Origin of the sequence: Rhizobium sp. BK212 (assembly GCF_014197475.1) — a bacterium.
Taxonomy (GTDB): domain Bacteria; phylum Pseudomonadota; class Alphaproteobacteria; order Rhizobiales; family Rhizobiaceae; genus Rhizobium; species Rhizobium anhuiense.
The window spans coordinates 110,150-130,345 of sequence record NZ_JACIFS010000004.1 but is presented as its reverse complement, the minus strand read 5'-3'; the positions used below and the strand labels follow the sequence as shown (position 1 = coordinate 130,345).

Sequence of the window (20,196 nt, the reverse complement as noted above, 5' to 3'; positions counted from 1 at the left end):
CTTTATTGCTGCACGGCGGGCGTCGGCACCGCCTCGATGTTGAAAGCGGCGGCCATCAGCGCCCGGGTATAATCGTCCTTCGGCGCGCGGAAGATTTCCGCTGACGGCCCCTGTTCCACCACCTTGCCGAAACGCATGACGATGACATCGTTGGCGAGCGCCTTCACCACCTTGAGGTCGTGGCTGATGAAGAGATAGGCGAGATCGTGTTTCTTCTGCAGGTCGCGCAGGAGATCGACCACCTGGGCCTGGACACTCATATCGAGCGCTGAGGTCGGCTCGTCGAGCATGACGAAACGGGGCTTCAGCACCATGGCCCGGGCGATGGCGATGCGCTGACGCTGGCCGCCGGAGAATTCGTGCGGATAACGCCAGCGGGTCAGGGGATCGAGACCCACCTCCTCCAGCGCCCAGCAGACACGCTGGTCGCGCTCCTCCGCGGTCAAGGAGCGCTCGTGCACCTTCAGCCCCTCGGCGACGATATCGCCAACCGACATGCGGGGGCTGAGCGAGCCATAGGGATCCTGAAAGACCACCTGCAACTGGTTGCGCAGCGGCCGCATCTCGCTGAATGAATAGCCGGCTATATCCGTGCCGACGAAGGCGATCCGTCCTTGCGAGGAAATCAGCCGGGTGAGCGCCAGGCCGAGCGTGGTCTTGCCGGAACCGGACTCGCCGACGACGCCGAGCGTCTGGCCGGCGCGCAGCGACAGATCGATGCCGTCGACCGCCTTCACATGATCGACGACGCGACGCATAAGCCCTGCTTTGATCGGGAACCAGACACGGATATCGGACCCTTCCATCACCACCGGCTTCGACGGATCGGCCAGCGGCGGCTCGCCGCGCGGTTCGGAAGCGAGAAGATGGCGGGTATATTCGTGCTTCGGGTTGGCGAAAACCTCCTCGACGGTTCCGGTTTCGACGATCCTGCCCTTGGTCATGACACAGACGCGATCGGCGAATTTGCGGACAATGCCGAGATCATGGGTGATGAACAGCATCGACATGCCGTGTACGGCCTTCAACTGCCGGAGCAATTCGAGGATCTGCGCCTGTACGGTAACGTCGAGCGCCGTGGTCGGCTCGTCGGCGATCAGCAGTTCCGGCCGGTTGGCGAGCGCCATGGCAATCATGACGCGCTGGCGCTGGCCGCCGGAGAGCTCGTGCGGATAGGCTTTCAACCGCTTCTCCGGTTCGCGGATTCCGACCTGGTTCAGCAATTCCAGCACACGCTGGCGCGCCGGCTCACCGGTGAGTCCCTGGTGCAGGGCAAGGATCTCGGCGATCTGCTTCTCGATCGTATGAAGCGGATTGAGCGAGGTCATCGGCTCCTGGAAGATCATGGTGATGTCGTTGCCGCGCACTTCCCGCAGCGCCCGCTCCGACGCCTTCAGAAGGTCCTTGCCCTTGAACAGGATTTCGCCGGAGGGATGGCTTGCCGAGGGATAGGGCAAAAGCCGCAGGATCGAGTTGGCCGAGACCGACTTGCCGGAGCCGGATTCGCCGACCAGCGCCACGACCTCGCCTTTGGCGATATCGAAGGAGATGTGATCGACTGCCAGCGAGGTTTCGCCGCCTTGATGAAAGGCAACCGAGAGATCGCGGACGGAAAGCAGCGGTTCTTTCATGTCACTCATTGGAACGTCTTCCTCGGGTCGAAGGCATCGCGCACGGCTTCGCCGATGAAGATCAGCAGGGACAGCATGATCGACATGGCGAAGAAAGCCGTCAGCCCGAGCCACGGGGCCTGAAGGTTGGTCTTGCCCTGGGCGATCATCTCGCCGAGCGAGGGGGAGCCCGGCGGCATGCCGAAGCCGAGGAAATCGAGCGAGGTCAGCGTGGTGATCGAGCCGGAGAGGATGAAAGGCAGGAAGGTCAGCGTCGCCACCATGGCGTTGGGCAGCAGGTGACGCCACATGATGGTGCGATTGTTGACGCCGAGGGCGCGGGCGGCGCGGACATATTCGAAATTGCGAGCCCGCAGGAATTCGGCGCGCACGATGCCGACGAAGCCGACCCAGGAGAAGAGCAGCATGATGCCGAGCAGCACGAAGAAGCCGGGCGGCAGGAGTGCCGCGATGATCAGCAGGATGTAAAGCACCGGCATCGACGACCAGATCTCGATGAAGCGCTGCAGCAGCAGATCGGTCCAGCCGCCGAAATAGCCCTGCACCGCACCCGCCGTCACGCCGATGATCGCCGAGCAGATGGTCAGCATCAGGCCAAAGAGCACCGATATGCGGAAACCGTAGATGACCCGCGCCAGCACGTCGCGCGCCTGATCGTCGGTGCCGAGCCAGTTGAGATTGCCGAAGGTGCAATCGGGATCGTTCACGCCTTGCGGATAACCGGCGCAGCGCTCCTCCTTGGTCATCAGCCAGAACGGGGCGGTGGGTGCCGAATGGGGAATGTTGGAATTGACCGAGCGGTAGGAATAGCGGATCGGCGGCCAGATCATCCAGCCATTGGCATCGATCTCATCCGCAATCACCGAGGACCGATAGTCGGTTTCGGCGAGGAAGCCGCCGAACTTCTCCTCGGGATAGTCGACCAGCACGGGAAACAGGATCTCGCCCTTGTAGGAGGCGATGATCGGCCGGTCGTTGGCAATGAACTCGGCAAACAGGCTGAGGACGAACAGCACCAGGAACAGCCACAGCGACCAGTAGCCGCGGCCGTTTGCCCGGAAATTCTGCCAGCGGCGGATGTTGGTCGGCGACAGCAGGCCCTTGCGCGGCGGCTTGACGGGCGTGGCGACGGCAGGATTTGCGGCGGCGTCCATCAGACATCCCTCCGCTCGAAATCGATGCGCGGATCGATCCAGGTGTAGATCAGGTCGGAAACCAGGCTGACGAAGAGGCCGAGCAGCGAGAAGATGTAGAGGGTGGCGAAGACGATCGGGTAATCCCGGTTGATGACCGAGAGATAGCCGAGACGGCCGAGGCCATCCAGCGAGAAGATGTTTTCGATCAGCAGCGAGCCGGTGAAGAAAGCGGAAATGAAGGCGCCGGGAAAACCGGCAATGATGATCAGCATGGCGTTGCGGAAGACGTGGCCGTAGAGCACCTGGCGCTGGTTCAGGCCCTTGGCGCGGGCGGTGACGACATATTGCTTCTTGATCTCCTCGATGAAGGAATTCTTGGTCAGCAGCGTCGTCGTGGCAAAGGCGGACAGGGAAAGCGAGATCAGCGGCAGAGTGAGGTGCCAGAAATAGTCGAGCGGCTTCTGCCACCAGGCCAGCTGGTCGAAATTATCGGAGACCAGGCCGCGCAGCGGAAACCAGTCGTAGAAGGAGCCGCCGGCGAAAAGCACGATCAGGAGAATGCCGAAGAGGAAGCTCGGCACGGCGTAGCCGACGACGATGACGCCCGATGTCCAGACATCGAAAGTCGATCCATCCTTGACCGCCTTGCGGATGCCGAGCGGAATGGAGATGGCATAGGAGAAGATCAGGATCCAGATGCCGAGCGAGATCGACACCGGCAGCTTCTCCTTGACGAGCTCGAGCACCGAGGTGTTGCGGAAGAAGCTCTCGCCGAAATCGAAGCGGATGTAGTTCCACATCATCTCGCCAAAACGGGTCAGCGGCGGCTTGTCGAAGCCGAACTGTTTTTCGAGCTTGGCGATCAGTTCCGGATCAAGCCCCTGGGCGCCGCGATATTTCGAGCCTTCATCGCTGCCGGTGCCGCCGAGAAGATCGCCGCCGCCGGACAGTCGCTGGTCGGCACTATCGGCCTGACCGGTCAGTTGGGCGATCACCTGCTCGACGGGACCGCCGGGGGCGAACTGAATGACGATGAAGGATATCGCCATGATGCCGACAATGGTTGGAACCATCAAAAGCAGGCGGCGAAGGATATAGGCGCCCATCAGCCTTCAGCCTCCGGGAATGTTTTTCCTGTCTGCCCGCCGTCCACTCTAATGCCGCTCAATCCGCCAGCCTTCCCTTGCCGGCCCTGCCGGCTTGTCGTGATTCGCTCGTGCCATTTGGAGCCGAGGGCCCGTTCATTGCAAGCCCGCTCATTTTGCCGAGGTCGACCACCAGGCTTCCGGGAAGCCCAGGCCATAGGCCGGAAACTCGGCCGGCCGGGTGATGGTGTTCCAATAGGCGAGACGAGATGTTCTGGAGTAAAACAACGGCACGACATAGTGATTGGCAAGCAAGACGCGGTCCATGGCCTTGATCGACGCGACCTGCTCCTCCCGGTTCGGCGCGAAAATGACCATCCGGATCAGGGCGTCGACGGCCGGATCGGCGATGCCGGCATAATTACGCGAGCCGGGCTGTTTCGCCGCTTCGGAGCCCCAATAGTCGGCCTGTTCGTTGCCGGGATTCATCGTCTCGCCCCAGATGCCCCAGATCATGTCGTAATCGAAACTTCTGACCCGGTTCGTATATTGCGAGGCATCGACGGTGCGCAGACGGGCATCGACGCCGATCTTCTTGAGGTTGTTCGCATAGGGAAGGACCGAACGCTCGAAGGAGGGGTTGGACAACAGGATTTCGAAGCTCATCGGCTGGCCGGTCTGCGCGTTGACCATGCGATTGCCCTTGAGCTCCCAGCCCGCCTCTTTGAACAGAGCAATGGCCTTGCGCAGATTGTCACGGATTTTCTGCGGATCACCAGCGACGGGATTGGTGTAGGGCGTCGTGAAGACCTCCGGCGGAACCTTGTCCTTCAAACCTTGCAGTATTTCCAGCTCCCGTCCCTGCGGGAGGCCGGACGAGGCGAGTTCGGTGTTCCAGAAATAGCTGTCGATCCGCTCGAAGGCATTGTAGGCGAGGTTGCGGTTGAGGTCCTCGAAGTCGAAGGCATAGTTCAATGCCTCGCGCACCCCGATATCCTTGAAGAGGTCGCGCCGCATATTGGGTACGAAAGCCTGCATGATGCCCGTTGCCCGCAGCGCATTCGGCGGCTCCTCGCGCTTGACACGGCCGTCCTTCACGGCAGGAAAGTCGTAAGCTATCGCCCATCGGCTTGCCTGGTTTTCCTGGCGATAGTCCACATTGGCGGCACGGAAGGCCTCGAACTCGACATCCCGATCGCCGAAATAGGTGTAGATGATGTTGCGGAAATTGTACTGGCCGACATTCACATTGAGGTCCTTGCCCCAATAATCGTCGCGCAATTCGAAACGCGTCGACGCGCCGGGGGAGAAGTCGGCAATCTTGTAGGGACCGGAGCCCATTACGGGTTCCAGCGTCGTCTTGGAGATGTCGCGCGGCTTGCCATCCGGTCCCGGCGACTCCCACCAATGTTTCGGCACGATCGTCAACTGGCCGAGAATATTCGGAAGCTCACGATTGTTCTTCTCGTCGAACGTGAAGGTGACGTCGCGATCACCGGTCTTTTCGGCTTTCACCACATGGCGGTAGTAATTGAAGTTGAGCGGGTTGAGCTCCTTGGATTTGTCGAAGCTGAAGATCACATCGTCAGGCGTCACCGGTTGCCCGTCCGCCCATTTCGCCTCCTTGCGCAGACGGAAGGTCGCGCTGGAGACATCGGCGGGATAGGAGAGCCCTTCGGCAAGCAGGCCGTAGGAAGCGAGAACCTCGTCTTCGGCGGGTTTCATCAGCGTGTCGTAGACCAGTGCCACGCCGGTCGCTACCTCGCCCTTTTCCAGCAGCGGATTGAACGTATCGAAGGTGCCTGTCGTCGAGAGGCGCAAGTCGCCGCCCTTCGGGGCGTTGGTATTGACATAGTCGAAATGGGTGAAGCCGGGCTGATATTTGAGTTCATTGATGACCGAACTTCCGATGCGGAAATCCTGATCCTCCGCCATGGACGAGAGCGGAACGAGAACGCCCGCAAGCGACAGAAACAAACCGATCTTCGACCACAAAGCCGCCATTCATGCTTTCCCCTGATTATTGGTGGGTTCGACAATACGAAAAATACGGGCGAAAAACAGGAGAGAGTTTGGTTTTTGCCGGGCTCGCGAAATTTTGAGCCATCGTCTCGCCTCGATGCGTCGCCTTCGCAATATGCGGCGCAACTCTGCGGCGATCCGTCACCGCCGCTTCCCACCACCAGCCAAAACATCGATTCACCAAAATCGCTTTTCACGATAGATTTGACGCAAATCACTTCGGCAGCGGTTCAAGGAAATAGCATGGCTTTCGGCTTCGCTCAGGCTTTCAGGACATTCGGCAAACTGACGCTTGCCGGCGCAATCGGCGCAAGCCTTGCCGCCGGCGATGTCGGAGCTCAGCAGAAGACACCGAGCCCGGGCAGCGCCAAGGGGCAGTTCGGCGCCGTCAGCCTGCCGACGCAGGGACCGGCGCAACCGATCGGCTTTTACGCAAAGGGCTGCATGACAGGTGCGGTGGCGCTGCCGGCCGACGGGCCGACCTGGGAAGCGATGCGGCTTTCGCGCAATCGCCGCTGGGGCAATCCGGCGATGATCGCGCTGCTCGAACGTCTTTCTGAGGATGGGGTCAAATATGCCGGCTGGCCGGGCCTTCTCGTCGGCGACATTGCGCAGCCGCGCGGCGGGCCGATGTTCAACGGCCATGCCTCCCATCAGATCGGCCTCGATGCCGATGTCTGGTTTACGCCGATGCCGGCGCGCCGGATGACGGCCGAGGAGCGCGAGGATCTGCCCTTCACCACCATGCTGCAGAAGGACAAGTTCCTGACCGTCGACCCGAAGGTCTGGACGCAATCGCGGGCGCGTCTTTTGATGCTGGCGGCAAGCTACCCCGAGGTGGAGCGTATCTTCGTCAACCCGGCGATCAAGAAGAAGATGTGCGACACATGGACGGGCGACCGCACCAATCTCGGCAAGCTCCGGCCGGAATATGGCCATGACTCGCATTTCCACATCCGCATCAAATGCCCGCCCGGTGCTGCCGGATGCACGCCTCAGGCTTCTGTTCCTGCCGGCGACGGCTGCGACAAATCGCTCGCCTGGTGGTTCACGCCGGCGCCTTGGGCGCCGCCGAAACCCCCGAAGCCCGGCGCCAAGCCGCCGAAGCCGCCGCGCGAGATGATGGTTTCCGACCTGCCGAAGGCCTGCGCCGCCGTACTCGATGCTGCTTCCGTCGCCTCGATGCAGGCCGCCACCTATGGCGGACCGTCCGCTGCAAGCGCGCTCACTGCCGCGCCGGCCGCGGAACCCGCCGCCGGCACGGACGGCGCTTTGCCCGATGTCGGTCCGGTTCCGAACGACAAGCCGGCGATCCAATGAAACAGGCCTGGGGTGCGTTGTCTTTCAAATCGCAAACTCTTGGTATAGAAGCCATCAAATCGATTGAATTGTTCGGGCGGAGGGGTTGATGGCCGGCGGCAAATGCCTTGCATTGATTGCGCATGACCAGAAGAAGGACGACATGGCGGATTTCGCCCGCACCAACCGGGACATTCTCTCCCGCTGGAAGATCGTCGCCACCGGTACGACCGGCGGACGTGTGCTCGATGCCGCCCCCGACCTCGACGTTGTCAGGCTGAAAAGCGGGCCGCTCGGCGGAGACCAGCAGATCGGCGCACTGATTTCGACCGGCGAGGTGGATGCCCTGATCTTCTTCGTCGACCCGTTGACGCCGATGCCGCACGATGTCGACGTAAAGGCGCTGATGCGGCTGGCGATCGTCTATGATATTCCGATGGCGCTCAACCACGCGACCGCTATAAAACTTCTTCCCACACTCGAAGCCTGATCAGCACGGGACCGGCCATGCCAAAACCGAATAACAGCACCGCTCCGCTGCCTTTCCCGATCCTGATCGGCGATATCGGTGGCACCAATGCCCGCTTCTCCATCCTGACCGATGCCTATGCCGAGCCGAAGCAGTTTCCGAACGTACGCACGGCTGACTTCACCACGATCGACGAAGCGATCCAGAAAGGCGTGCTCGACAAGACGGCCGTACAGCCGCGCTCGGCGATCCTCGCCGTCGCCGGCCCGATCAACGACGACGAGATCCCGCTGACCAATTGCGACTGGGTGGTGCGGCCAAAGACGATGATCGAAGGCCTCGGCATGGAGGACGTGCTGGTCGTCAACGATTTCGAGGCGCAGGCGCTGGCGATCGCCGCCCTGTCGGATGAAAACCGCGAACGCATCGGCGACGCCACCGGCGACATGATCGCCTCGCGCGTCGTACTCGGACCTGGCACCGGCCTCGGCGTCGGCGGGCTCGTGCATGCCCAGCACAGCTGGATCCCGGTTCCCGGCGAAGGCGGCCATGTCGATCTCGGACCGCGCAGCAAGCGCGACTATGAGATCTTCCCGCATATCGAGACGATCGAGGGCCGCGTCTCGGCCGAGCAAATCCTCTGCGGCCGCGGCCTCGTCAATCTCTACAATGCCATCTGCATCGTCGATGGCATCCAGCCGACGATGAAGGATCCCGCCGATATCACCTCGCACGCGCTTGCCGGCACCGACAAGGCGGCTATCGAGACCGTCTCGCTGTTTGCCACCTATCTCGGCCGCGTGGCGGGCGACATGGCGATGGTGTTCATGGCGCGCGGTGGCGTCTATCTCTCCGGCGGCATCTCGCAGAAGATCATCCCGGCGCTGAAGAAGCCGGAATTCCGCATTGCCTTCGAGGACAAGGCGCCGCATACCGCGCTGCTTCGCACCATCCCGACTTATGTGGTGACGCATCCGCTGGCAGCACTTGCCGGGCTTTCCTCCTACGCACGGATGCCGGCGAACTTCGGCGTCTCGACGGAAGGCCGCCGCTGGCGGCGCTAGAGCAAATAGAGCGTCCTTGGCGCGTCCTCTGCGGGGACGCGCGGCGCTCTAGCCAAACCGGTCCCAACTCTTTATAGACCCCGGCAAAAGTGCGCGTCGCCTTCGCGGGGCGCTTGGTCCGAGACAGGAAACCTCATTTTTGGAAGCGGCGGAAAGCAGAGCGCAGAGCGTCAGCAGCGATACCGTAACCGGCATCCTGAAACGCATCATTGCTGAAAACGGCCGCGACCATCTCTGGGGTTATGTCTTTGCGATCGTCTGTCTCATCGTGGTGGCGCTTTCGACCGCGTTTACCGCCTGGATCATGCGGGCGATCATCGACGAGGCCTTCGCCAACCGCCGCGCCGACGTCGTCTGGATCATCTGTCTTTCTATCTTCATCGCCTTCGTGCTGCGCGGTTTTGCGAGCTACGGCCAGGCGGTGGCGCTTTCCAAGGTCGGCAACAATATCGTCGCGCGTTACCAGCGCCGGCTCTATTCGCATCTGATGACGCTTTCGGTCGGCTTCTTTAGCGAGGCGCGCTCTGCCCATATCGCCGCGCAGGTGAGCCAGAACGTCAGCGGTATCCGCGACGTGCTCAACCTGACGATCACCTCGACAGTGCGCGACCTGCTGACCTTCATCTCGCTGCTCGGCGTGATGATCCTGCAGGATCCGCTGCTCAGCCTTGCCGTATTCATCATGGCGCCGCCGCTGCTGTATGCCCTACGCTATGTGTCCAAGCGGCTGCGCTCGGCCACCCGCGAGGCCGTGCATTTGAACAGCCACGTTCTCGGCGCCATGCAGGAGACGATCCAGGGCATCGCCATCGTGAAGGCCTTCACAATGGAGGACGAACTGGAGCGCAAGGTCAACAAACTCATCGAGGGCGCCGAAAGCCGGGCGAACCGGATTGCCCGGCTTTCCGAACGCACGTCTCCGCTGACGGAAAGCTTCGCGGGCTTTGCCGTCGCCAGCGTGCTTGCCTACGCCGCCTACCGTTCGATCTACTTCAATGTGCCGCCCGGCGCCTTCTTCTCCTTCGTCACCGCGCTGCTGCTTGCCTATGACCCGGCCCGCCGGCTTGCGCGCCTGCAGGTGCAGATGGAGCGTGCCGTCGTCAATGCGCGGATGATCTACGAATTGCTCGACATGGAACCGCGCCAGCGCGACCTGCCGGATGCCCAGCCGCTGACGGTGACGCAGGCGAGGATCGAATTCCGCAATGTGTCCTTCGCCTACGGCAATGAGAGCGTGCTCAACGGGGTGAGCTTCATTGCCGAGGGTGGCGCGACCACAGCACTGGTCGGCCCATCGGGCGCCGGCAAATCCACCGTCATCAGCCTCATTCCGCGCTTCTACGATCCGCGCGAGGGAGAAATCCTGATCGACGGCCAGGACATCGCCCACATCACCAAGAAGTCGCTGCGTCAGCAGCTCGCCTATGTCTCGCAGCAGCCCTACCTGTTTGAAGGCACGATCCGCGACAATATCCGCTACGGTCGGCCGGAAGCGACCGATGCCGAGGTGGAAGAGGCGGCGCGGCTTGCCTATGCGCATGATTTCATTTCGGCGCAACCGCAGGGTTACGAGACGCCGGTCGGCGAAAACGGCGTGACGCTATCGGGCGGCCAGCGCCAGCGGCTGTCGATTGCGCGCGCCCTGGTGCGCAATGCGCCGATCCTGCTTCTCGACGAGGCGACCTCCGCCCTCGACACCGAATCCGAGGCGGCCGTGCAGAAGGCGCTCGACGAAGCGATGACCGGACGCACCGTCGTCGTCATCGCCCATCGGCTTTCGACCGTGGTGCGCGCCAACAAGATCGTCGTCATGCAGCAGGGCCGCGTCGTCGAGGAAGGCAATCACGAGACGCTTGCGAAGGTCAGCGACGGTCTTTACGCTCGCCTCAACAATCTGCAGAGGCCTTCGGCCTCCGATTCAAACTGACCTGGTGAGACTGAGATGAACGATGCTGCGATGAAACTGGTGGTGGTTGGCGCAGCAGGGCGCATGGGCCAGACGCTGATCCGGCTCATCCATTCGATCGAGGGCGTGAGGCTGCACGCCGCAGTCGAGCGCGTCGGCTCGCCCTTCGTCGGCAAGGATGCCGGCGAGATCGCCGGTCTCGGCCCGACAGGCGTCATCATCGGCGACGATCCGCTCAATGCCTTTCTCGATGCCGAAGGCGTGCTCGACTTCACCTCGCCTGCCGCAACAGTGGAATTCTCGGGCCTCGCCGCACAGGCGCGCATCGTTCATGTCATCGGCACGACGGGCTGTTCAGCCGACGACAATACCAGGATCGCCGCAGCCGCTCGCCATGCCCGCATCGTCAAATCGGGGAATATGAGCCTCGGGGTCAATCTGCTCAGCGTGCTCGCAGAGCAGGCAGCGCGGGCGCTCGACCCGGCCGACTGGGATATTGAGATCCTGGAAATGCACCACAAGCACAAGGTGGATGCGCCCTCAGGCACCGCCCTTCTCTTCGGTGAGGCGGCGGCCAAGGGGCGCGGCATCGATCTCGCCTCGAAATCGGTCCGGGTGCGCGACGGCCATACCGGTGCCCGCGAGGCAGGCACGATCGGCTTTGCGACGCTGCGCGGCGGCTCCGTCATCGGCGAGCATTCCGTGCTTTTTGCCGGCGAAGGCGAAATCGTCACCTTGTCGCACAGTGCGGCCGACCGGTCGATTTTCGCGCGCGGCGCCATCAAGGCAGCGCTTTGGGCGCGCGACAAGAAGCCGGGTCTCTATTCCATGCTCGACGTGCTCGGGCTTTCTTCCTCATAACGATACTACGGAGGCATATTCATGAGCGGTACCCTCGTCCTCGTTCGCCATGGCCAGAGTGACTGGAACCTGAAGAATCTCTTCACCGGCTGGAAGGATCCCGATCTGACCGAGCTCGGCATCCAGGAAGCCAAAACAGGCGGTGAAGCGCTCGCCGAATACGGGATCAAATTCGACATCGCCTACACCTCGGCGCTGGTGCGCGCGCAGCACACGCTGAAGCTCATCCTCGACAAGGTCGGCCAGCCCGATCTCCAGACGATCCGCGACCAAGCGCTGAACGAGCGCGACTATGGCGATCTCTCCGGCCTCAACAAGGACGATGCCCGCGCCAAATGGGGCGAGGAACAGGTGCATATCTGGCGCCGTTCCTATGACGTGCCGCCGCCCGGCGGCGAAAGCCTGCGCGACACCGGCGCCCGGGTCTGGCCCTATTACCTCACAGAAATCCTGCCGCGGGTGCTCAGGGGCGAAAAGGTGCTGGTCGCCGCACACGGCAATTCGCTGCGTTCGCTTGTCATGGTGCTCGACAAGCTGAGCAAGGAAGGCGTGCTCGCGCTCAACCTCGCGACCGGCGTTCCGATAGTCTACACGCTGAAGGCGGATTCCACCGTCGCCTCCAAGGAAGTGCTCGGCGACATGTCCGGCGCACACTGAATTCGGTACGGCGTGCCGCCGAAACAGGTCGGCACGCCTTTCCTCAATTTCCGGCCTCAGTTCTCAATCGTGAACTGCACCCGGTCGGCCGCAAAGCGGCTGATCGAATATTGCACCGGGACACCCTCAAGATCGGTATTCATCGCCTTGGTGATCAGCAGGATCGCGCCGGGGGTGAGTTCGAGGTCGGCCATGTCGGCGGCACCTGCATGCGCGGCCGTCACTTCGGTGGTCGCGCGGACATAATCCGACAGGCCGAGTTCGGCGAAAGCCTTGGTGATCGATTCCCCCTTCCGATAGGCCGCACCGATACCGGCGAAACGCTCGGCGGGAAACCAGCTCGTTGCCCTTGAAACCGGCCGCTTGTCCGCCTGACGCAAGGTTTCCAGGCGGATCACCTGGTCTCCCGGTTTCAGGTGCAGCCAACGGGCGATCTCGGCACTCGCTTCTTCCCTCGCCTCATCAAGCAGAAGGCCGCGCATCTCACGCGCCTGATCGCCGATACCGGCGCTGAAGCGCGTGCGCTTGGTGATCGGGAAATTCAGACGCTCCTTGCGCTCGATCAGCGTGCCGCGGCCTTGCACCGCACGCACGATTCCTTCCTGCGCCAGTGCGGCAAGCGCGCTGCGCACCGTATGCCGGTTGACGCCGAATTGCAGCGCCAGGACAGTTTCCGGCGGCACCATATCCGTTTCGTCATAAGCTCCGCTGCTGATCGCCTCGCGAATCCGATCGGCGATCTGACGCCAGAGCGCCACGCCGGTCTGTCTTTGCACCTGCTTCAATCCCGCCATTCCGCCCCGCCATTTACACCCACGATGTCACACGCTTGTCACGACATCGATTTAAGGCTAAGTGTATCTTGTATGGTTGTCTATATCAATAGACATTTGAAGGGAAGCGGCGATGATCTCAGCGGACAGAAACGACGCTGCGTCACAGACGGCATCCGGGCGCAAACGCGCCGCCGATCTGCTGGCGCGGGCGGAACGCAGCGAACTTCAGGCGGTCTGGGACGCATTGCCGGAAAAGCCCGTAGCACATCAGGTGCGCGGACCTGAGACCGGGCTGGTGATGGTGCGCGGACGCATCGGCGGCGGCGGCGCTCCCTTCAATCTTGGCGAGGTGACGGTGACGCGGGCCACGGTCCGGCTCGAATCCGGCGCGGTCGGCCATGCCCAGGCGCTCGGCACCGACCGTGAAAAGGCCCGGTTGGCGGCGATCTTCGACGCGCTCTGGCAGGAAGACGCGACCAAGGATTTCGTCGAACAGGCGCTGCTTTTGCCGATCACTGAGCGGATCGCCGATGCCGAACGCCGCAAGGCGGACGAGACGGCGGCCACCCGCGTCGATTTCTTCACCATGGTGCGGGGAGACAACTGATGGGTTTGAAGACAGAAGCTCTCACCGGCGGCTTTGCCGAGCCGGTCTTCCACGCCCAGAGCGTCTTCAAGATGCTGATGGACGGCATGGCCCGCCCCGGCGCGATCCAGACCGTTCAGCCCGATGCCGCGCCGCCGACGCCACTCGGCATCGCCGCCGGCGCGATCGCGCTGACGCTTTGCGACCACGACACGCCGGTCTGGCTTTCGCAGGGACTGGCGAAATCCGCCGTGCCGGAATGGCTTGGCTTCCACGCCGGCGCGCCGTTGACCACCGAAAAGGCCGAGGCGCGCTTTGCCTTCACCGAGGCCGGCATCGCCCTATCCTCCTTCGGCCTGTTTGCCTCCGGCACGCAGGAATATCCCGACCGCTCGACGACCGTCGTCATCGAGCTCGCCGAACTCGAAGGCGGCCGCAGGCTGGCGCTGATGGGTCCGGGCATTCAGAGCATGACGGAGATCGCCCCCGTTGGTCTGCCGGAGACCTTCCTGAGGCTCTGGACCGAGAACCGCGCGCTCTTTCCGCGCGGCATCGACATCGTGCTGACGGCGGGCAAACGTTTCCTCTGCCTGCCGCGCACCACCAAGATCACAGCAACGGAGATCTGAGCTCATGTATGTTGCCGTCAAGGGTGGCGAGGCCGCCATCGCCAATGCCCACCGGCTGCTCGCCGACCGCCGCCGAGGCGACCGTTCGCTGCCGGCGATCGGCATCGACCAGATCGTGGCGCAACTGGCGCTCGCCGTCGACCGCGTCATGGCCGAGGCCTCGCTTTTCGACCGCACGCTCGCAGCGCTCGCCGTGCGCCAATCGCGCGGCGATATGATCGAAGCGATCTTCCTGCTGCGCGCCTACCGTACGACGCTGCCGCGTTTCGGCTATTCCAAGCCGCTCGACACGGCTGATATGACGATCGAGCGCCGCATCTCGGCGACCTACAAGGATCTGCCGGGCGGCCAGCTTCTCGGACCTACCTTCGACTATACCCACCGCCTGCTCGATCCCTCGCTGCTTTCGGACGAGGCGATCGAAGTGCCCGCGCTGCGCCCAGCCGAGACCGGCCGCGTCATGCGCGTCTCCGAAATCCTCGGCGAGGAGGGCCTGATCGAGGCCGACGGCGACATGCCCGAAGATCACGAGATCGGCGACCTGACTCGCGAGCCGATGGAATTCCCGATGAGCCGCGATCTGCGCCTGCAGGCGCTTGCCCGCGGCGACGAGGGCTTCCTGCTGGCGCTCGGTTATTCCACCCAGCGCGGCTATGGCCGCAACCACCCCTTCACCGGCGAAATCCGCATCGGCGATGTCGAGGTGGAATTCGACGTGCCGGAACTCGGTTTCGCCGTCTCGCTTGGCGTAATCCAGGTCACCGAATGCCAGATGGTCAACCAGTTCAAGGGTTCGGCCAAGGCGCCGCCGCAATTCACCCGCGGCTACGGCCTGGTCTTCGGCCAGAGCGAACGCAAGGCGATGGCGATGTCGCTGGTCGACCGGGCGCTGCGCGCCGAAGAGCTCGGCGAGGATATCACCGCGCCGGCCCAGGACGAGGAATTCGTCATTTCGCATTCCGACAACGTCCAGGCGACGGGCTTCGTCGAGCATCTGAAGCTTCCGCATTATGTGGACTTCCAGGCCGAACTCGATCTCGTCCGCCGCATGCGCCGCGAATTCGAAGCCGCCCGCAACTGCGGCGAAGACATGAAGGAAGCCGCCGAATGAGCGATCTGGCCAGCTACAACTTCGCCTATCTCGACGAACAGACCAAACGGATGATCCGCCGCGCCATCCTGAAGGCGATCGCCATTCCCGGCTATCAGGTGCCCTTCGCCTCGCGCGAAATGCCGATGCCCTATGGCTGGGGCACCGGCGGCGTGCAGGTGACGGCCTCGATCATCGGACCGGATGACGTGCTGAAGGTCATCGACCAGGGTGCCGACGACACGACCAACGCCGTGTCCATCCGCGCCTTCTTCCAGAAGGTCGCCAATGTCGCGGTGACGACCCATACCAAGGATGCGACGATCATCCAGACGCGCCACCGCATTCCGGAAGAAAAGCTCGCTGCCGGGCAGGTGCTGGTCTACCAGGTGCCGATCCCCGAGCCGCTGCGTTTCCTCGAACCGCGCGAGACCGAAACCCGCAAGATGCACGCGCTCGAAGAATACGGGCTCATGCATGTGAAACTCTATGAGGACATCGCCCATAACGGCCGGATCTCACGGACCTACGCCTATCCGGTGAAGGTCCACGGCCGCTATGTCATGGATCCCTCGCCGACGCCGAAATTCGACAATCCGAAGATGCACATGTCGGATGCGCTGCAGCTCTTCGGCGCCGGGCGCGAGAAGCGCATCTATGCGGTTCCGCCCTATACCGACGTCGTCAGCCTGGATTTCGAGGATTATCCCTTCGATATCCAGCGCTTCGACAAGCCCTGCGCCCTTTGCGGCGCCGAGGATGTCTATCTCGACGAAGTGGTTCTCGACGACAAGGGCGGGCGCATGTTCGTCTGCTCCGACACCGATCATTGCGAAGACCGCCGGGCGCAGGGACATGCCGGCGAGATGTTGGCCCGGGAGGCTGCAGAATGAGCGATATTCCGCTTCTCAAAGTCCATGACGTTTCGAAATTTTACGGCAACCGCATCGGCTGCCGCGACGTCTCCTTCGAGCTCTGGCCAGGCGAAGTGCTCGCCATCGTCGGCGAGTCCGGCTCCGGCAAGACGACGCTGCTCAACTGCCTCTCCACCCGGCTGCTGCCGAGCACCGGCAGCGTCGAGTATCACATGCGCGACGGCAGCTACCGTGATCTCTACCGGATGAACGAGGCCGAGCGGCGCTTCCTGATGCGGACCGACTGGGGCTTCGTGCACCAGAATCCGGCCGACGGCCTGCGCATGACGGTCTCGGCCGGCGCCAATGTCGGCGAGCGGCTGATGGCGATCGGCGACCGCCACTATGGCAAGATCCGCGCCTCGGCGATCGACTGGCTCGAGCGCGTCGAGATCGACGCCGATCGCATCGACGACCAGCCACGCGCTTTTTCCGGCGGCATGCGCCAGCGACTGCAGATCGCCCGCAACCTCGTCACCGGCCCGCGCCTCGTCTTCATGGATGAACCCACAGGCGGCCTCGACGTCTCGGTGCAGGCGCGCCTGCTCGATCTCGTGCGCGGCCTCGTCAACGATCTCGGTCTCTCGGCCATCATCGTTACCCATGATCTCGCCGTCGCCCGCCTGTTGTCGCACCGGATGATGGTGATGAAGGACGGCTACGTCATCGAGCACGGGCTCACCGACCGCGTGCTCGATGATCCGCGCGAACCCTATACGCAGTTGCTCGTCTCCTCGATCCTGCAGGTCTGAGCTCCGAATCCAAGGAAGAAGAAAAATGGCAACGCCCCTCGTCGTTTCCGAAGTCTCGAAGAGCTTCACCATGCATCTGCGCGACGGCATCAGGCTGCCCGTCGTCTCCGATGTCGCCTTCTCGGTAGCGTCTGGCGAATGCGTCGTGCTCGGCGGCCCGTCGGGTATCGGCAAGAGCTCGCTGCTCAAGATGATCTACGGCAATTATGCCGTCGACACCGGCCAGATTCTCATCCGCCACGACGGCCGCATCGTCGATCTCGCCGCCACCGATCCGCGCACCGTGCTCAAGGTGCGGCGCCATACGCTCGGCTATGTCAGCCAGTTCCTGCGCACCGTGCCGCGCGTCGCGGCGATCGACGTGGTTGCCGAGCCGCTGGTGGCGCGCGGCGAGGACGCCGGCACGGCACGGGAAAAGGCCGGCGCTCTGCTGGCCAGGCTCAACCTGCCGGAAGCCCTCTGGCAGCTTCCGCCCGCCACCTTCTCCGGCGGCGAGCAGCAGCGCGTCAACATCGCCCGCGGCTTCATCACCGAACACACGATCCTGCTTCTCGACGAACCGACAGCCTCGCTCGATGCCAGGAACCGTGCCGTCGTCGTTGGCATGATCGCGGAAAAGAAGAAAGCGGGTGTCGCCCTTCTCGGCATCTTCCACGACGAGGAAGTGCGCGAGGCGGTCGCCGACCGGATCCTCGACGTCCAGCAGTTCTCACCGAGAAAGATCGCCGCATGAGCCGCAAGCTTGGTATCGAACCCTACTTTCATGAGACGGCATCCGTCAGCGATTCCACCTTCGGGCGGTATACGGAGGTCTCCGAACGGTGCCGCATCAGCGAGGCTACGTTCGGCGATTATTCCTACATCATGCAGGACGGCTCCGTCTGGTGCGCGACGATCGGCAAGTTCGTCAATATTGCCGCCGCCGTGCGCATCAACGCCACCAACCATCCGACCTGGCGGGCGACGCTGCATCATTTCACCTATCGCGCCGTCGACTATTGGCCGGACGGCGACATGGAGACCGACTTCTTCGCCTGGCGCCGCGCAAACCGGGTGACGATCGGCCACGACGTCTGGATCGGCCACGGTGCGACCATCCTGCCGGGTGTGACCGTCGGCAACGGTGCGGTGATCGGGGCCGGCGCCGTCGTGTCGAAGGATGTTGCGCCCTACACGATCGTCGGCGGCGTGCCGGCCAAGCTCATCCGCGAACGCTTTCCGAAAGAGGTCGGCGAACGGATGGACAGCCTTGCCTGGTGGGACTGGGAGCACGATCGGCTGCGTCTGGCGCTAGCCGATTTTCGCAACCTGAGCGCGGAAGATTTCCTGTCCCGCTACGGCGGCTAAACCCCCGATATAGGGGCGGAGAATTGTGACAGGACTTACACAAATGTGACACGCGAGGTTCATCAAGCGGGACTAATGCGATGCTGACCAAGGCCTGGATCGCAAGGGAAGAGCATGATGTTCGAGCTGAAGAATGTCACACGTCGTTTCGGAAAAAAGCTCGCCGTCGATTCCGTCACGCTCGCCATTCCCCAGGGCCAGATGGTCGGCATCATCGGCCGCTCCGGCGCCGGCAAGTCGACGCTGCTGCGCATGATCAACCGCCTTCAGGAGCCGAGCTCCGGCACCATTCATTTCGCCGGCGTCGCGGTCTCCGGGCTTCGCGGCCGGGCGCTGCGCAACTGGCAGCGCGACTGCGCGATGATCTTCCAGCAGTTCAACCTGGTGCCGCGCCTCGACGTTCTGACCAATGTCATGCTCGGCCGTCTCAACCACCGCTCGACGCTGATGAGCCTTCTCAATATCTTCACCCGTGAGGAACGTGTGTATGCCATCGCAGCACTCGAACGCCTCGGCATCGAGCAGACCGCGCTGCAGGCAGCCGGCACGCTTTCCGGCGGCCAGCAGCAGCGCGTGGCAATCGCCCGGGCGCTGATGCAGAACCCGAAGATGGTTCTCGCCGACGAGCCGATCGCCTCGCTCGATCCGCTGAACGCCAAGATCGTCATGGATGCGCTGCGCGATATCAACGAGCGCGAAGGCATCACCGTCATCACCAATCTCCACACGCTCGATACCGCCCGCAGCTATTGTGAGCGCATCGTCGGCATGGCCGGCGGCCGCGTCGTCTTCGACGGCAAGCCCTCGGAGCTCACCGCCGAGGCGGTGAAGGAAATCTACGGGACGGACAAGGACGGCGCCGGCATCGACGAAACGGTGACCTCGACATCCATCAATATCGCCCCCGAGCGGGCAGACAATCAATCCGCCGGCACCCAACCGCTGGCGCTGGCCGGTCTCTGAGAGAGGCGGCCGCGATCGAGCGCCCGCGTCAAGGGCACACTTCTTCGTAACGGGAAGACCGGGGACACCGGTCAATAGGAGAGACATATGTTGAAGAAAGCACTCTTTGCAGCAACGGCGCTCTTCGCGCTCGCCGGCGCTGCCCATGCTGCCGACCTCAAGGAATTCCGCATCGGCATCCTCGGCGGCGAAAACGAAACCGACCGCCTGCGCAATTATGCCTGCCTTGCCGACCACCTGAAGCAGGAATTCGGCTTCGAGAAGGTTTCGCTCTTCCCGGCCGCCGATTATGACGGCGTGATCCAGGGCCTGCTCGGCGGCACGCTCGACTTCGCCGAACTCGGCGCCTCCGGCTATGCCGCCGTCTACATCAAGGATCCGAAGGCTGTCACGCCGATCCTGACGACGCAGCAGAAGGACGGCTCGACGGGCTATTATTCGATCGGCCTCGCGCTGAAGTCCTCCGGCATCAAGTCCATCAAGGACGCCAAGGGCAAGAAGCTCGGCTATGCCGACCCGGATTCCACCTCGGGCTACCTCGTTCCGCTGACGCAGATCCCGAAGGACACCGGCATGCCGAACGACAAGTTCTTCGCGTCGACCCAGTTCAACGGCGGCCATGAGAACAACCTGCTCGCCGCCTATGACGGCAAGGTCGACATCGCCGTCGACGACTCGTCGGGCATTGGCGATTTCAAGGACGGCTACACCTCCGGCACCTTCCGCAAGGAAGTCGACAAGGGCGCCGTCGATCCGAACAAGCTGGTCGAAGTCTGGCGTTCCCCGCTGATCCCGAACGGCCCGCTCGTCGTTCGCAACGCTCTCGGTCAGGAGTGGCAGACGAAGCTTGCAGCCTTCTTCACGGCTCTGCCGGCCAAGGATCACAAGTGCTTTACCGCCGTCGAAGGCGGCGACTACCAGGGCTACTCCCCCGTCAAGCACGACTTCTACAACGCTGTCGTTGAAGTCCGCAAAGCTGCCATCGGCGGCTGATCGGATCCTTGAATGC

Annotated in this window: 20 protein-coding genes; 15 read left to right on the top strand and 5 right to left on the bottom strand. The window is 62.9% G+C overall.

The window, feature by feature from the left end; all coding sequences use genetic code 11:
• Window positions 1–2: 2 nt before the first annotated feature.
• The 4 genes from FHT79_RS15250 to FHT79_RS15235 form a co-directional block, all read right to left on the bottom strand.
• Window positions 3–1,640 carry an ABC transporter ATP-binding protein gene (locus FHT79_RS15250; RefSeq protein WP_028758176.1) on the bottom strand — a complete coding sequence of 546 codons (1,638 nt, stop codon included), beginning with the start codon at window positions 1,638–1,640 and terminating at the stop codon, window positions 3–5.
• Window positions 1,637–2,785 carry an ABC transporter permease gene (locus FHT79_RS15245; RefSeq protein WP_028758175.1) on the bottom strand — a complete coding sequence of 383 codons (1,149 nt, stop codon included), beginning with the start codon at window positions 2,783–2,785 and terminating at the stop codon, window positions 1,637–1,639. The genes FHT79_RS15250 and FHT79_RS15245 overlap by 4 nt, the downstream gene beginning before the upstream one ends.
• Complete coding sequence (locus FHT79_RS15240; protein WP_028758174.1) at window positions 2,785–3,873, bottom strand: microcin C ABC transporter permease YejB; 1,089 nt, start codon at window positions 3,871–3,873, stop codon at window positions 2,785–2,787. Before FHT79_RS15240 ends, FHT79_RS15245 begins: the two co-directional genes overlap by 1 nt.
• 150 nt (window positions 3,874–4,023) lie before the next feature.
• Window positions 4,024–5,856 (bottom strand): extracellular solute-binding protein, encoded by a 1,833-nt coding sequence (locus tag FHT79_RS15235; protein ID WP_028758173.1) that lies wholly within the window; start codon window positions 5,854–5,856, stop codon window positions 4,024–4,026.
• 261 nt (window positions 5,857–6,117) lie between these two features.
• Between FHT79_RS15235 and mepA the strand changes: the two genes are divergently transcribed.
• The 6 genes from mepA to FHT79_RS15205 all read left to right on the top strand — a co-directional run bounded on the left by mepA (window position 6,118) and on the right by FHT79_RS15205 (window position 12,130).
• Window positions 6,118–7,194 carry a penicillin-insensitive murein endopeptidase gene (gene mepA, locus FHT79_RS15230; protein WP_028758172.1) on the top strand — a complete coding sequence of 359 codons (1,077 nt, stop codon included), beginning with the start codon at window positions 6,118–6,120 and terminating at the stop codon, window positions 7,192–7,194.
• Window positions 7,195–7,282: 88 nt separating this feature from the next.
• Window positions 7,283–7,663: a methylglyoxal synthase gene (locus FHT79_RS15225; protein ID WP_028758171.1), complete on the top strand. Its 381-nt coding sequence runs from the start codon at window positions 7,283–7,285 to the stop codon at window positions 7,661–7,663.
• A gap of 17 nt (window positions 7,664–7,680) precedes the next feature.
• Window positions 7,681–8,706, top strand: coding sequence for a glucokinase (locus FHT79_RS15220; protein WP_028758170.1), 1,026 nt, complete (start codon window positions 7,681–7,683; stop codon window positions 8,704–8,706).
• A gap of 139 nt (window positions 8,707–8,845) precedes the next feature.
• Window positions 8,846–10,633, top strand: coding sequence for an ABC transporter ATP-binding protein (locus tag FHT79_RS15215; RefSeq protein WP_028756921.1), 1,788 nt, complete (start codon window positions 8,846–8,848; stop codon window positions 10,631–10,633).
• 15 nt (window positions 10,634–10,648) lie between these two features.
• Window positions 10,649–11,473, top strand: coding sequence for a 4-hydroxy-tetrahydrodipicolinate reductase (gene dapB, locus FHT79_RS15210; protein ID WP_028758169.1), 825 nt, complete (start codon window positions 10,649–10,651; stop codon window positions 11,471–11,473).
• 21 nt (window positions 11,474–11,494) lie between these two features.
• Window positions 11,495–12,130, top strand: a complete 636-nt coding sequence (locus tag FHT79_RS15205; protein ID WP_063473516.1) for a 2,3-bisphosphoglycerate-dependent phosphoglycerate mutase — start codon at window positions 11,495–11,497, stop codon at window positions 12,128–12,130.
• A gap of 56 nt (window positions 12,131–12,186) precedes the next feature.
• Here FHT79_RS15205 and phnF read toward each other — a convergent pair whose 3' ends face one another.
• Window positions 12,187–12,924, bottom strand: a complete 738-nt coding sequence (gene phnF / locus FHT79_RS15200; protein ID WP_028756087.1) for a phosphonate metabolism transcriptional regulator PhnF — start codon at window positions 12,922–12,924, stop codon at window positions 12,187–12,189.
• Between the two features lie 112 nt (window positions 12,925–13,036).
• On the opposite strand from phnF, the gene phnG reads away from it, so the two are divergent.
• The 9 genes from phnG (at window position 13,037) to phnD (ending at window position 20,180) form a co-directional block, all read left to right on the top strand.
• On the top strand, window positions 13,037–13,513 hold the full coding sequence (gene phnG, locus FHT79_RS15195) for a phosphonate C-P lyase system protein PhnG (protein WP_028756088.1): 477 nt from the start codon (window positions 13,037–13,039) through the stop codon (window positions 13,511–13,513).
• Complete coding sequence (phnH, locus tag FHT79_RS15190; RefSeq protein ID WP_047617419.1) at window positions 13,513–14,121, top strand: phosphonate C-P lyase system protein PhnH; 609 nt, start codon at window positions 13,513–13,515, stop codon at window positions 14,119–14,121. Before phnG ends, phnH begins: the two co-directional genes overlap by 1 nt.
• A gap of 4 nt (window positions 14,122–14,125) precedes the next feature.
• A complete protein-coding gene (locus tag FHT79_RS15185; protein WP_028758165.1) occupies window positions 14,126–15,232 on the top strand; it encodes a carbon-phosphorus lyase complex subunit PhnI in 1,107 nt (368 codons plus the stop codon).
• Window positions 15,229–16,104 carry an alpha-D-ribose 1-methylphosphonate 5-phosphate C-P-lyase PhnJ gene (locus FHT79_RS15180; protein WP_028758164.1) on the top strand — a complete coding sequence of 292 codons (876 nt, stop codon included), beginning with the start codon at window positions 15,229–15,231 and terminating at the stop codon, window positions 16,102–16,104. Before FHT79_RS15185 ends, FHT79_RS15180 begins: the two co-directional genes overlap by 4 nt.
• Window positions 16,101–16,877, top strand: coding sequence for a phosphonate C-P lyase system protein PhnK (gene phnK, locus FHT79_RS15175; RefSeq protein WP_028756929.1), 777 nt, complete (start codon window positions 16,101–16,103; stop codon window positions 16,875–16,877). The genes FHT79_RS15180 and phnK overlap by 4 nt, the downstream gene beginning before the upstream one ends.
• 25 nt (window positions 16,878–16,902) lie before the next feature.
• Window positions 16,903–17,610, top strand: coding sequence for a phosphonate C-P lyase system protein PhnL (gene phnL / locus FHT79_RS15170; protein WP_028756930.1), 708 nt, complete (start codon window positions 16,903–16,905; stop codon window positions 17,608–17,610).
• Window positions 17,607–18,224 (top strand): DapH/DapD/GlmU-related protein, encoded by a 618-nt coding sequence (locus FHT79_RS15165; RefSeq protein ID WP_028758163.1) that lies wholly within the window; start codon window positions 17,607–17,609, stop codon window positions 18,222–18,224. The genes phnL and FHT79_RS15165 overlap by 4 nt, the downstream gene beginning before the upstream one ends.
• A gap of 117 nt (window positions 18,225–18,341) precedes the next feature.
• Window positions 18,342–19,187, top strand: a complete 846-nt coding sequence (gene phnC / locus FHT79_RS15160) for a phosphonate ABC transporter ATP-binding protein (protein ID WP_183903608.1) — start codon at window positions 18,342–18,344, stop codon at window positions 19,185–19,187.
• A gap of 87 nt (window positions 19,188–19,274) precedes the next feature.
• Complete coding sequence (gene phnD / locus FHT79_RS15155; protein ID WP_028758161.1) at window positions 19,275–20,180, top strand: phosphonate ABC transporter substrate-binding protein; 906 nt, start codon at window positions 19,275–19,277, stop codon at window positions 20,178–20,180.
• Window positions 20,181–20,196 lie beyond the last annotated feature (16 nt).